This is a genomic window from Corallococcus sp. 4LFB, from assembly GCF_046520365.1.
Classification (GTDB): Bacteria; Myxococcota; Myxococcia; order Myxococcales; family Myxococcaceae; genus Corallococcus; species Corallococcus caeni.
Map to the genome: position 1 here is coordinate 16,648 of NZ_JBKGHJ010000042.1, position 12,537 is coordinate 29,184.

At 69.7% G+C, this 12,537-nt stretch carries 11 protein-coding genes and 2 pseudogenes; 8 read left to right on the plus strand and 5 right to left on the minus strand.

Going from position 1 to position 12,537, the window contains the following annotated elements; all coding sequences use genetic code 11:
- Positions 1 to 27 precede the first annotated feature (27 nt).
- Positions 28 to 1,365 carry a replication-associated recombination protein A gene (locus ACLEQD_RS07375; protein ID WP_410382829.1) on the plus strand — a complete coding sequence of 446 codons (1,338 nt, stop codon included), beginning with the start codon at positions 28 to 30 and terminating at the stop codon, positions 1,363 to 1,365.
- A 43-nt stretch (positions 1,366 to 1,408) separates the two neighbouring features.
- Here ACLEQD_RS07375 and ACLEQD_RS07380 read toward each other — a convergent pair whose 3' ends face one another.
- The 3 genes from ACLEQD_RS07380 to ACLEQD_RS07390 all read right to left on the minus strand — a co-directional run bounded on the left by ACLEQD_RS07380 (position 1,409) and on the right by ACLEQD_RS07390 (position 5,233).
- Positions 1,409 to 2,881 (minus strand): sigma-54-dependent transcriptional regulator, encoded by a 1,473-nt coding sequence (locus tag ACLEQD_RS07380; protein WP_410382831.1) that lies wholly within the window; start codon positions 2,879 to 2,881, stop codon positions 1,409 to 1,411.
- On the minus strand, positions 2,878 to 4,458 hold the full coding sequence (locus ACLEQD_RS07385; protein ID WP_410382832.1) for an ATP-binding protein: 1,581 nt from the start codon (positions 4,456 to 4,458) through the stop codon (positions 2,878 to 2,880). Before ACLEQD_RS07385 ends, ACLEQD_RS07380 begins: the two co-directional genes overlap by 4 nt.
- 166 nt (positions 4,459 to 4,624) lie before the next feature.
- Complete coding sequence (locus tag ACLEQD_RS07390; protein WP_410382833.1) at positions 4,625 to 5,233, minus strand: GGDEF domain-containing protein; 609 nt, start codon at positions 5,231 to 5,233, stop codon at positions 4,625 to 4,627.
- Between the two features lie 478 nt (positions 5,234 to 5,711).
- Between ACLEQD_RS07390 and ACLEQD_RS07395 the strand changes: the two genes are divergently transcribed.
- From ACLEQD_RS07395 to ACLEQD_RS07410, 4 genes and pseudogenes are all read left to right on the plus strand, one after another.
- Positions 5,712 to 6,500, plus strand: coding sequence for a glycosyltransferase family 2 protein (locus tag ACLEQD_RS07395; RefSeq protein WP_410382840.1), 789 nt, complete (start codon positions 5,712 to 5,714; stop codon positions 6,498 to 6,500).
- 6 nt (positions 6,501 to 6,506) lie between these two features.
- Positions 6,507 to 7,009, plus strand: a pseudogene (locus ACLEQD_RS07400) (ChbG/HpnK family deacetylase).
- A 23-nt stretch (positions 7,010 to 7,032) separates the two neighbouring features.
- A pseudogene (locus tag ACLEQD_RS07405) lies at positions 7,033 to 7,341 on the plus strand (tetratricopeptide repeat protein); the annotation flags it as partial.
- A gap of 52 nt (positions 7,342 to 7,393) precedes the next feature.
- Complete coding sequence (locus tag ACLEQD_RS07410; RefSeq protein ID WP_410382834.1) at positions 7,394 to 8,059, plus strand: tetratricopeptide repeat protein; 666 nt, start codon at positions 7,394 to 7,396, stop codon at positions 8,057 to 8,059.
- Positions 8,060 to 8,176: 117 nt separating this feature from the next.
- Here the strand turns inward: ACLEQD_RS07410 and ACLEQD_RS07415 are convergent, their stop codons facing one another.
- Positions 8,177 to 8,818 (minus strand): DUF4142 domain-containing protein, encoded by a 642-nt coding sequence (locus ACLEQD_RS07415; RefSeq protein ID WP_410382835.1) that lies wholly within the window; start codon positions 8,816 to 8,818, stop codon positions 8,177 to 8,179.
- A gap of 777 nt (positions 8,819 to 9,595) precedes the next feature.
- On the opposite strand from ACLEQD_RS07415, the gene ACLEQD_RS07420 reads away from it, so the two are divergent.
- Together ACLEQD_RS07420 and ACLEQD_RS07425 are read left to right on the plus strand one after the other, a co-directional pair.
- Entirely contained in the window at positions 9,596 to 9,877 is a 282-nt protein-coding gene (locus ACLEQD_RS07420; RefSeq protein WP_410382836.1) for a hypothetical protein, read from the plus strand.
- A gap of 242 nt (positions 9,878 to 10,119) precedes the next feature.
- Entirely contained in the window at positions 10,120 to 10,815 is a 696-nt protein-coding gene (locus ACLEQD_RS07425; protein ID WP_410382837.1) for a DUF5666 domain-containing protein, read from the plus strand.
- Positions 10,816 to 11,079: 264 nt separating this feature from the next.
- On the opposite strand, the gene ACLEQD_RS07430 is transcribed toward ACLEQD_RS07425, so the two are convergent.
- Positions 11,080 to 11,298, minus strand: a complete 219-nt coding sequence (locus tag ACLEQD_RS07430) for a hypothetical protein (protein WP_410382838.1) — start codon at positions 11,296 to 11,298, stop codon at positions 11,080 to 11,082.
- 289 nt (positions 11,299 to 11,587) lie between these two features.
- Between ACLEQD_RS07430 and ACLEQD_RS07435 the strand changes: the two genes are divergently transcribed.
- The gene (locus tag ACLEQD_RS07435; protein WP_410382839.1) at positions 11,588 to 12,490 is read left to right on the plus strand and encodes a DUF2381 family protein; all 903 of its coding nucleotides are present in this window, start codon (positions 11,588 to 11,590) and stop codon (positions 12,488 to 12,490) included.
- Positions 12,491 to 12,537: the final 47 nt, after the last annotated feature.

The window sequence follows — 12,537 nt, forward strand, 5'->3', positions numbered from 1 at the left end:
GGCCGGGACGCTAGGTTTGAAGGCCCCATGGACCTCTTCGACCACGCCAGCCAGAAGGAACAGGCCACCCTGGCGCCGCTCGCCGAGCGCATGCGCCCCACGTCGCTCAGCGAGTACCTGGGCCAGGAGCACCTCACCGGCGAGGGCCGCTTCCTGCGCCGCGCGCTGGAGAGCGACCAGGTGCCCAGCCTCATCCTCTGGGGCCCGCCCGGCACCGGCAAGACGACCCTGGCCCAGCTCGTCGCGCGCCACACCGGCGCCGCCTTCGAGACCATGTCCGCGGTGCTCGCGGGCGTGAAGGACATCCGCGAGACGGTGGCCCGCGCGCAGGACCGCTGGAAGCTGAACCGCCAGCGCACGCTCCTGTTCATCGACGAAATCCACCGCTTCAACAAGTCGCAGCAGGACGCGCTGCTGCCCCACGTGGAGAAGGGCACCGTCACGCTGATTGGCGCCACCACGGAGAACCCCTCCTTCGAGGTGAACGCCGCGCTCCTGTCGCGCTGCCGCGTCGTCACGCTGCGCGGGCTGGAGCAGGAGGAGCTCATCGCCGTCATGCGCCACGCGGTGGCGGACCCGCGGGGCCTGGACGGCAAGGTGACGGTGGACGACGCGGCGCTGGAGTTCATCGCGGACGCGGCCGGCGGTGACGCGCGCAAGGCCCTCACCGCGCTGGAGGCCGCGGCGGCGTACGGCCGCACGGCGGTGGACCGCGAGGTGGCGCAAGAAGCGCTCCAGCAGAAGCTGCTGCTCTACGACAAGGGCGGCGAGGAGCACTACAACGTCGTCAGCGCGTTCATCAAATCCATGCGCGGCAGCGACGTGGACGCCGCCCTGTACTGGATGACGCGCATGCTGGAGGCGGGCGAGGACCCCGTCTTCATCTTCCGCCGCATGGTCATCTTCGCGTCGGAGGACGTGGGCAACGCGGACCCGCGCGCGCTGGGCGTGGCGGTGGACGCGCTCAGGGCCTTCCAGCTCATGGGCCTGCCGGAGGGCACCCTGCCCCTCACCCAGGCCGTCACGTACCTGGCGCTCGCGCCCAAGTCGAACGCCGTCATCGCCGCGTACGCGGCCGTGCGCGAGGCCGTGACGAAGGAGGGCGCGCTGCCGGTGCCCATGCACCTGCGCAACGCGCCCACGAAGCTGATGAAGTCGCTGGGCTACGGCGGCGGGTACAAGTACCCGCACAACTTCGAGGGCAACTACGTCCCGGAGGACTACCTGCCGGAGGCCCTGCGCTCGCGCTGCTTCTACACCCCGACGCGCAACGGCTTCGAGGCGGAGCTGTCCGAGCGCTACGAGGCCATCCAGCAGCAGCTCGCCGCGCGGCGCGGCGAGCGGGAGCCCGGGGAGGACGGCTGAAGCGTCGTCACTCCCCGAGGGGCCCCGTCAGGACACGGCGTCTTCAGGACACCGCTTCGAGGACGGGGCCCGGCCCGCTGTCCGAGTCCGGCCCCTTGGGCGAGCGCGGCTTCATGCTGCGGCCGGCCACCTCGTACTGCTTGAGCAGGCGGCGGAAGTTGGAGCGGTCCACGCCGGCCGCGCGCGCCGCGCTGGACACGTTGTGGTTGTTCTTCTCCAGCAGCGCGGACAGGTAGCGGCGCTCGAAGGCGCGCATGGCCAGGCGCTTGGCCTGGGCGTACGGCAGGTGCGCCAGGCTGAACACCTCCACCGCCGAGTCGGCCTGGGGCGCGGTCTGGAAGCCGGGCGGCAGGTCCTCCACGTCGATGGCGTCGTTGGCCGTCAGCACCACCGCGCGCTCGATGACGTTCTCCAGCTCGCGCACGTTGCCCGTCCACCGGTTGCAGGTGAGGGCCTCCATGGCGCGCGGGCTGATGCCGGTGACCTTCTTGTCCGCCTTGGCGGCGTACACCTTGAGGAAGTGGTGCGCGAGCAGCGGCACGTCCTCCGGGCGGTCGCGCAGGGGCGGCAGGTCGATGGTGATGACGTTGAGGCGGTAGAAGAGGTCCTCGCGGAACTTGCCCTGCTCCTTCGCGCGGGACAGGTCCACGTGCGTGGCGGCGATGACGCGCACGTCCACCTTCACGGGCTCGTTGGCGCCCACGCGCTTGACCTCCCCCTCCTGGAGGACGCGGAGCAGGCGCACCTGGGTGGCCGGGGGCACGTCGCCAATCTCGTCCAGGAAGATGGTGCCGCCGTCGGCCGCCTCGAAGAGGCCCTTCTTGTTGCCGGTGGCGCCGGTGAAGCTGCCCTTCACGTGGCCGAAGAGCTCGCTCTCCAGCAGCGTCTCCGTGAGCGCGGAACAGTTGACGGCGACGAACGGCTTGTCGCGGCGGGCGCTGCGGTAGTGGATGGCGCGGGCGACCAGCTCCTTGCCCGTGCCGCTCTCACCCTGGATGAGCACCGTGGCGGTGGAGTGGCTGACGGTCTCCACCAGCTTGAACACGGCGCGCATCTGCGAGGACTGACCGATGAGGTCCTCGAACTGGCTGCGCGCGGTGAGCGCCTCCTCCAGCGCGCGGGTGCGGTCCTTCAGCGCCTTGCGCTCGGCGGCCTTGGCCACCGTGAGGCTCACCTCGTCGATGTTCTCGAAGGGCTTGGTGAGGTAGTCGTACGCGCCCGCCTTCACCGCCTCCACCGCCGTCTCCACGGTGGCGAAGGCCGTCATCATGATGACCTCCACGTCCGGGCGGTCCGCCTTGATGGCGCGCAAGAGGTCCATGCCGGACAGGTGCGGCATCTTGATGTCGAGCACCACCACGTCGATGGACGGGTCCTTCGCCGCCGCGAGCCCCTCCACCGCGTCGTCGATGGCCACCACCGGGTGGCCTTCCCGCTGGAGGATCTGGGTGACGGCCTTGAGGACGACGGAGTCGTCATCCACAACGAGGACCTTGGCGCGCTTGACTTGGTTCACGGCAACCTCTCGAGCTGCAGGGGAATGGGCAGGAAGACGGTGAAGCGGGAGCCCTGGCCCACGTGGGTGTCCACCTGGAAGGTGCCCCCGTGGTCCTGGACGATGCGATAGGCGATGGAAAGGCCCAGGCCGGTGCCCTCGCCGGGCGGCTTGGTGGTGAAGGACGGCTCGAAGATGCGCGGCAGGTGCCGCTCTTCAATGCCCGCCCCGGTGTCCGTCACCGCGAAGAAGGTCCGGTCGCCCTCGCGGCCGGTCTCCAGGGACAGGCGACCCTCCGCCCCGGGCAGCGACTGGAGGCCGTTCTGCAGCAGGTTGAGCACCACCTGCGCGAGCGTGCCGGGGTCCCCGTACACCTTGGGCAGCCCGTCCTTCAGGCCCACCTTCAGCTCCACCTTGGGCATGGACTTGAGCTGCGCGCGGAAGAGCACCGCGGCGTCCTCCACGCACTTGGACAAATCAAAGAGGCGGCGGTCCTCCACGCGGCTGTGCCGGCTGAACTTCAGCAGGCTCTCCACGATGCGCTTGCAGCGCAGCGCGCTCTCTTCAATCAGCTTCAGCGACTCCAGGTCGCCCTCGCTGCGGCCCGCGTCGCGGGACATCAGCTGCGCGAAGGCGAGGATGCCGCCCAGCGGGTTGTTGATTTCGTGCGCCACGCCGCCCGCGAGCTGGCCCACCGCGGCCATCTTCTCCGTCTCGATGAGCCGGCGCGTCATGGCCTGCTCCTCCGTGACGTCGCGGTAGGTGCACACCGCGCGGTCGTCGCCGGCGAAGGGGTAGGCGGCCACCACGTAGCTGCGCCCGCCCTGCTGCACCTCGCCGCGAGCGCCCTTGCCCGTCTCCATGGCGGAGGGCAGCGGGCAGCCCTGGCACGGCGTGTCCCGGCCAAAGAGGTACTGGTGGCACGGGACGTCCGAAGGCACCTCTTCGATGGAGCGGCGGGCCACCTGCGCGTAGGCGACGTTGGCCCGGCGCACCGCGAAGTCCCGCGCGCGCACCACCGCGAGCGGCGTCTCCATGCAGTCGAAGGACAGCTCCCACTCGCGCTTCGCCGTGGACAGGAGGCGCGTGCGCAGGGCGACGCGCTCCTCCAGCTCCGCGTTGAGCTGCTTGAGCTCCGCGTTCTGCTCCTGGGTGACGCGGTAGAGCCGGTCGTTCTCCGTGTGGAGCGCGTACTGCTCGAAGGCGCTCTTCACCGTGAGCACCAGGTGGCTGTCGTTCCAGGGCTTGGAGATGAAGCGGAAGATTTCGGAGCGGTTGATGGCCTCTTCGATGGCCTGCTGATCCGCCTGCCCCGTCAGCATGATGCGCTGGGCGCGCGGCTCCAGGAGCTTCACCTGGGTGAGGAACTCCACCCCGTTCATCCCCGGCATGCGGAAGTCGGAGATGACGACCTCCGGGTGGAAGCGCTCCAGCGTGCGCAGGCCGGCTTCCGCGTCCGTCGCGGTCTCGATGTCCCACTCACCGCGGCGCAGCACCCGCCGGATGGACTTGAGGATGTTCTCCTCGTCGTCCACGAGCAGCAGCCGCCCTCGGGCGACCGGGTCCTGCGCCTGCGCTTGAGCTCCCAGGGTTCCCATGGACTTTCCGGAGTCCGACATTTGCAATGGCCTTGCCAAACCCGAGATTTGGATAAACCCCGGCAATCACGCCCTTTTTCAGAGACATGACAAAAAGGGGCAAGGTCATTGTAGACCCACCGCCCCCAACAGGGTCAAACAGGACCCCGGGTTTTTGACCCCTGGGTCAGCCTGCGCGTGAAGGCGGCGTGGAAAACAGGGGTGCCGGGGGGTGGAGGCAGATGCGGTCGCGGCCCTCGCGCTTGGCGCGGTAGAGGGCCTCGTCCGCGGTGAGCAGCAGCTGCTCCGGGGTGAGGATGGCGCGGTGGGGGAAGCTGGAGATGCCCAGGGAGGCGGTGACGCGCAGGGCGCCCTCCGGGCCCGCGTGCAACTCGTTGATTCCCTTGCGGATCCGCTCCGCCACGGTGAGGGCGCCGGGCAGGTGGGTGCAGGGCAGGAGGATGGCGAACTCCTCCCCGCCGTAGCGGGCCACGAGGTCCGTCTCCCGGACGCTGTGCTGGAGGGAGGCGGCCACCTCCCGCAGGACGCGGTCCCCGGCGCCGTGGCCGTGGGCGTCGTTGACGTTCTTGAAGTGGTCCAGGTCCACCAGGATGAGCGACAGGCTCTCGTCGTAGCGCTGCGAGCGGCGGAACTCCTCCCGGAGCCGCTCCTGGAAGTAGCGGTGGTTGTGGACCTGGGTGAGCCCGTCCGTAACCGCCAGGCGCCGCAGCTCCTCCACCTGCGAGTGAAGCGACTTCAACCGGGAGTGCGTTTCGAGGCTCCGGTAGAGCCTCAAGCGCAGCTCTTCGTCGTCCCAGGGGGTCAGAATTACCTCAGCCCCTCTGCGCAGGGCGGCGAGGCGCAGGGCCCGGTCCTCCGCGGGGGCCAGGACCACCACGGCGGGTCGGGCCGCTGGTGGCGGTGGGGTGAGGGCCTCCAGGAGGCCCCGGGCCTGCGCCTCGTCGGGCCGCCCGAGCAGAGCAGGACGCCGTCTACCTCCTGGGTCAGCCCCAGCGCCTCCTGTCCGGAGCGCGCCACCCGGAGGGCGAAGTCCTCCGGGCCCAGCGTGCGCACCAAGTGGGGCAGCAACGCCTGCGAATCGTCCACGACCAGAAGCGTGTAGGGCTGGGCTCTCACCGTGTCCCCGTAAAATGATGATTACGCGGTACTATACGGGTTTGTCACGAGAAGGGCCATGACGTTTGCCTGGGAGTTGACCCTCTGGTAGCGAGCGCCCGTTTCCTTCTGGACGGGACGCGCGCGACATGACGACCGTGGCCAAGTACCCGAGCATCAGCCTCTTCTTTCCCGCCTGGAACGAAGAGGACTACGTGGAGCGCGCCGTGAGCCGCGCCCTGGAGGTCCTGCCGAAGCTCACCGACGACTTCGAAATCATCGTCGTCAATGACGCCTCCACGGACCGGACCCAGGAGGTCTGTGACGCGCTGGCCGCGAAGGTGCCCCAGCTGCGGGTCATCACGCACCCGGTGAACCTGAAGCTGGGCGGGGCGATGCGCACGGGGCTGGCGGCGAGCACGAAGGACCTGGTGCTCTATTCGGACGTCGACCTGCCGTGGGACATGCGGGAGCTGGAGCGGGCGCTGCACCTGATGGACTACCTGGAGGCGGACATGATCTGCGCCTTCCGGTTCGACCGCACGAGCGAGGGCCCCAAGCGCATCGTGTACTCGTTCGTCTACAACCTGCTCATCCGGGCGCTGTTCGACATCCAGATCAAGGACGTGAACTTCAGCTTCAAGCTGATGCACCGCCGGGTGCTGGAGTCGATGGAGCTCAAGAGCCAGGGCTCGTTCATCGACGCGGAGCTGGTGGTGAAGGCCATCCGCAAGGGCTTCCGCGTGTTCCAGATGGGCGTGGACTACTTCCCGCGCACGCGCGGCATCTCCACGCTGGCTTCGCCGTCGGTCATCCTGAAGATGGTGAAGGAGCTGGTGAACCTGTACCCGGAGACGCGCTCGCCGCCGCCGCCCTCGAAGCCGGTGCGCCTGCCGCCGTCGGTGCAGCCGCTGCGCTCGGTGACGGGCCACGCGGGGCGCGGGTAGGGCTTCATGGCGTCGCGCACGCGCCTCATCGTCAACGCGGACGACCTGGGCCTGCACCCGTCGCTGGAACGCGGGAGCATCCTCAGGGCGCACCGCGAGGGCATCGTGACCAGCGCGACGCTGCTGTCCACGGGCCCTCCGCGGCGGAGGCCGTGGGCCAGGCGAAGGCGCAGGGGCTGGCGGTGGGCGTGCACCTGGCGCTGTCCACGCGGCTTGCGTGCGCGGCCCCCGCGGAAGCCGTGCGGACGGTGGCGCCTGAGGGGCGGCTTCGGGGCAGCTGGGCGGACTTCGCGAAGGCGTGGCTGACGGGGCGGGTGCGGCGCGAGGAGCTGGAGCGGGAGCTGTCCGCGCAGCTTTCCCGCGCGCGGGAGCTGGGCGCGCGCCCGCTCGAAGCCGAGGCCCTCTTCTGGCAGGGCATGCTGCACCAGGGCGTCCAGGAGGACGCGGACGCGGAGCGGCTCTTGACCGAGGCGGTGCTCGCGGCGAGGCGCTCGGGCTGGACGAGCTGAAGGCGCGCGCGCAGATAGAGCTCGTGTGGCTGTACGGCATCAACCTGCACCAGTTGGAGCCCGCACGGGCCTGGGGCCGGCAGGCGCAGGCCACCCTGGAGCGGCTGGGCGGTGCCCCCAACCTCCAGTCCCCGCTGCACAGGAGCCTGGGCGGCGCGCTGTTCGACCAGGGCAAGTACGCGGAGGCCACCGAGCACTTCCTGAAGGCCCGGGAGCAGGCGAGCGCGGAGCTGGGCGAGGACCACCCCCAGCTGGCGGGCATGTGGGCCAACTGCGGCATGGGGCTGAGCACGCTGGGGCGCTACGAGGAGGCCACCGACGCGGTCCGGCGGGCCCTGGCGCTCGGGTTGAAGTGGCGGGCCCCGCCACCCCCGGGTGGCGCAGGTGCAGGGCAACCTGGTGATGCTGCTGCTCCAGCAGCGCCGCGCGGACGAGGCCCTCCCGCTGGCCCGCGAGGCGGTGCGCACCTACGAGGCCACGGGCCAGGAGAGCCCGGGGGAGAACCGCGCGCGGATGCTGCTGGGCCACATCCACCTGCAGCGCAAGGAGTACGCCGCGGCCCGCGAGGAGCTGGCGCGCGCCCTGGCGGTGGGCGAGCGCGTCTTCGGCCCCACCTCCCCGGACCTCGCCGACACGCTCATCGGCCTGGGCGAGGTGCTCGTGGCCCAGGGACGGCCTTCCGAGGCGCTGCGGCTGCTCCAGCGGGCGCTGGAGCAGCAGGTCCAGGCGCTGGGGCCGAGGCACTTCATGCTGGGCGAGACGCTGCTGCGGTTGGGCACGGTCCAGCTGGCGCTGGGCCGCACCGCGCAGGCCGTCACCCACTTCGAGCGGGTGCTCCAGCTACAGGACATCGAGCAGAACGAGCCCGTCGTCGCCGAGACGCGCCTGGCGCTGGCGCGGGTGCTGGGAGCGCGCCCCGGAGCGTGGGAGCGGGCGCGCGAGCTGGCCCAGCAGGCGCTGACGTTCTACGCGCGCCATCCCTGGGACGCGCCGGAGAAGGCGGAGCTGGAGGCGCTGCTGGCCCGGCGGGGACCGACGGCGTCGAAGTGAAGCCGCGCCAGGTCAACGCACGCCAGCGGGGCTTGCGCGGCCTTCGCGCGCTTGCGCCCGGTGGGTCCGCGCGCGGCCCGCGGCGATGCTCCCAGCCGCGGCCGTGCCTGTTGCCGGTCAGCGGGCCCGCTGGGGCGAGGCCGCCACCTTGCCCAGCAGCTGATGCGCCTCGGCGCGGTGGCTCGCCAGCTGCTGCAGCGTGTCCTGGAGCTCGCGACTGAAGCGCGGATCCTTCACCTGCTGCCCCAGCCAGCTCAGCTTGTCGATGGCCAGGTCATGCGAGAGCACCATGGCGGAGAGGTAGGCGCGGTCCACGTTGGCGCCATTGAGCTGGGGGATGTTCTGCTGCGTGGTCAGCATCTCCAGGTGCATGAAGTCCTGCTTCGACGAGGTGGACGCCAGGGTGTCCTGCGACAGCGTGATGCCGGCCTGCTGGGCGAGCTGCTGCATGCGCTGCCCCAGCTTCTCGTGCGACTGCACGGACCGCTTCGCGAACTGTCGCACCTGCGGGTTGGCGGCCTTCTCCTCGACGGAGTTCGACAAGCCCTCGGCCCAGCGGTTCACCAACACCATCTCCGCGAGCCACTGGTCACGCTGGATGTCGGAGGCGCTGCCGCTTCCCCCCTGTCCCGACTGCGCCTGCATCGACTCGGCCTTCGGCTGCTGCGCCTGCGTCGACTCGGTCCGCGGCTGCTGCGCCAGTGCCGGCACCGTCAGGAACGCGCTCGACAGCACTGCCCACTTGAGCCCTTGCCTCATGGGATTCCTCCTCGTCAGGGGTGATTGGGCACGCCCCCACGGCGTCCCCTGGATTTTATTTTGAACACCAAGCTTTGCCCTGCACACCCCTGGCTGGGTGCTGCTCCGAGGGCGAGCGTGTCGGCAAGCGACAGGAGGCTCCTCCTGCTCGCGACTTCGCGCGCGTGCGGCCCACCGCCGTGCCGTGAGGCGCGGGCCTCGCGCGATCGCACGCATGACTCAAGAGGCGTCGATGGTTCGACTGCTCGGCAGTGGTCATGCGGGAGGTGGATAGTCAGCGTGTCACGAGGCGCGCAGGTGGTCCTACCGCTTGCGCGCACGCCCTCCCGAAGCCTGCGGAGGGGGATCCGGTCCACCGCGGGCGGTCGCGTTCGCGGCGGGGCTGCGAGCCACTTCACACATCTCTCAAAGGGAGCGAACCATGAAGACGCACCTCTTTCTGGCGGCAGCACTGGCGACGACGGGCCTCGTGGGTTCGGCCTGCAACGACAGGCAGGAGTCCCTCGTAGACACCCGTGAGGGCACGGCGGCGCCGCGCGCGGACCTGGGCGTCCGCGACGAGCCCGGTGAGAAGGACGCGCTGGTGGACGAGGGGCGCGCAGGCGTCGACCTCGGTGTGCGTGACGAGGCGGGCGAGAAGGATGACCGCTGGTGGCACGAGGGAGCGGCTGCGAGGCGTCCGAAGCCTCGGTGGGTGCGTGACGAGGCGGGTGAGAAGGACGCGCTGGTGGACGAGGGGCGGCGGCGATCGGCGGCTCGGGACGGGTGGGCGAGGGCGTGGACAACCCTGCCATCTGGAGCGGCAAGGACACCTTCAATCTCAGCGGCACCCTCACGGAGCAGAACGGCAACGACCTCACGATCGCGCGCAGCGGAGGCCTGCCGCCCGTGCAGCTCGAGAGCCACTCGCGCACCCAGGTCACCGTCAACGGCAAGAGCCTGTCGAGCGGACAGCTGGACCAGCTGCCCATCAACTCGCAGGTGAAGGCGAAGTTCCAGCTCAACGGCGACGAGATCATCGCGACCGAGCTCCAAGTCACCGGCGGCGGCGCGAAGTAGCATCGAGGCCGTGGAGGGGCTCCGTTGTGCCCCTCATGGCCGGGCCGACGGGCGACCGCGAACCGCCCGTTGGCCCGATGCGCATGGGCTTCCATGGGCCTGCTCGCACGGGTGCTCAATCCGCGTGCGGCCCGGCGCCGGAGTTCTCCCCAGACTCCTGTCACCGGTCGTGGGTGCCCACTGTCACTGGAGAGGGGATCAACCAGGAGGACGACATGCGGAAGACGATGTGGAGAGGCGTGATGGCGCTCGGTCTCGGCCTTGCGCTGCCCGCGGTCGCGGGCGAGCCGCTCAAGGCCGCGGACGACACGTGGATCACCTTGAGCGGAAAGGTGAAGTCCGCCTCGGCGGACGCCTTCACGCTCAATTATGGAGGCAAGGACGTTCGCATCGAGATGGACGACTTCGACCCCGCCGCGGAGGGCTTCCTGCTCAAGAAGGGGGACCAGGTCACGGTGACCGGGCGGGTGGATGACGACCTGTTCGAGCGCGCGAAGGTGGAGGCGTCGACCGTCTTCGTGAAGAACCTCGACACCTGGTTCTATGCGAGCCCGGTGGATGAGGAAGACACCGCGGTCGCGGTCTTCGCCACGGCCCGTCCGCTGACGGTCGTCCAGGGGAAGGTCAGCGGCATCAACGGCCGCGAGTTCACCATCGACACCGGCGCGCGGAAGATCACCGTCGACACCACGGCGATGAAGACCAACCCCATGCAGCGCCCGGGCGCGCAGAAGCTCGAGCAAGGGGACCGCGTCAGCGTCGCGGGCACCATCGACCGCGGCTTCTTCGATCAGCGGGAGCTGATGGCGAGCTCCATCGTCACGCTCTCCAACGCGGGTTCCTCCGACAAGAGCGGCAGCAGCACCGGGACCGGTGGCAGTGGCAGCGACACCCAGGGAGAGTCCAGCGACGCGCCGAAGCCCCAGCCCCAGCCATAGGAAGGCCGGCCGGCTGAACCCTGCGCCCCTGCCGAAGTGGACGGCGCCGCCAGGCGAGGCGATATCCAGGGTGCGACCCGAGTGCACCACCGTCGCTCCGAAGAAGGACCGGAGCGCGCAGCCCTTCGCATGACGCGCTCGAAGGGCTGCGCGCCCTGCACGTTCCTCGTGCTCCCGGAGGGGCCGGAGGTCTGACCCCGCGCGGTCTTGAAGGTGAGGGCAAGCCCAGGTGCTCCAGAAGCGCCCGCACCTCGGGGGTCCCCTTCACGTACGCCAGCGGATCACCCCGGAGAGGTCCACCCGCTGCTCCATGTCGATCCCCACCGTCCCGCCCACGCGTGCCGCCACCTCCGGGTTGGGCAACAGCAGCCGCAGCTTCGCCACGGGCTCCGTGTCGGCATGGACGAGCAGGTGCACAGTGGGGTCGAGCGTGTCAAAGGACATCAGCTCCCGCCGCGACTGCGACGGCGGACCCGACAGCAATCCCAGCGCTCCTCCGAAGACAGCCCCGCGGATGCGAGCCGCGTCATCGGGTTCCCGCTGCGTGGCGGCCACACGTCCCCCGGGTCGGATTTCCGGAGCCCGGCCTCTTCAAGGCTTGCTCGGCGGTCCCCCACGCTCGAAAGATTCTCAGGAAAAATGCGGGGCCTCGCAATGTGCGGCGTACCCCCTGATTCCTTGCCGAAACGACCGAAGGAGAAAGAAGCGCGGAGACCTGCGACCCCAGTTCACCTGCTACGGTCGGCGCCGTCATCTCGGAGGTTGCCCGCTGGTGCACCTGGTTTCCCGTCCGTTGCTGCTGCTGACCCTTCTCTTGCTGGGAACGAACGTCACGGCTCAGGAACTCCCACGAGTGCGTGAGTTGGTGCGGCGGCGGGTGGCGATCTCCCAGTCTGCAACCGGCAAGCCGGTGGAACTGCACGTCGCTTCAGGCTTCCTCACCGCGCTGGAGTTCGACTCCTCTGTGGACCGCGCGGGTGTGAAGCTGGGGGACGCCAGAGACCGCTTGGAGCTGATCGTGGCCACGGACCGGCTGATCATGCTCAAGCCCACGGCCGACGGAGCAGCGAGTGAGCGCGTTTTGCTGACCGTGCCCTTCGCGGATGGCATGTCCCCGGCGCGGGTCGTGTTCGCGCTCGTTACAACTGCCACGCAGGTGGATGCTCAGGTTCAGGTGTCCCGGTTGCCACGCACGGCAGAGGCGGTACAGGCTGAGCTGGACGAGGTGCGCGCCGCGTGCGCGGGCAAGGATGCCGAATTGGCTTCGCTTCGGGCACGAGGCGCGGCCACCGGGCCCTCGGGCATGATCTTGGCCGGGACGCTGGGCTCTGACGGCGTCCAGGTGAACGAGCCCACATTGCAGCCGCCAAAGCCCACTGACGGGTTGAGGCCAGAGCGTGTCACCACTTTCCGAGGAACAGGGTGGGTCGCGCTCTCGCTGATGGTTGCGAATGAAGGGACGGCGCCCTGGACGCCCACGGAGGCCCGGCTGTCCCCAGGCCGTTCCCGCGCTGTCACGGTGTCGATGAAAGAGCCATACGTCGTCCCAAAAGGGATGGCACGGGTCGTGGTGGAATTCCGTGGCGAAGACTGGCCCGAAGGCAGCGACCGTCGGGTGGAACTGCGCGACAGCACGGGAGAGCGGCGCCTTCTCATCCCCTCCCTGATGTTCTAGAAGCGCGGGCCATGCTGCTTTTCATTCCCGCCAGCTTGAAGCCCGGG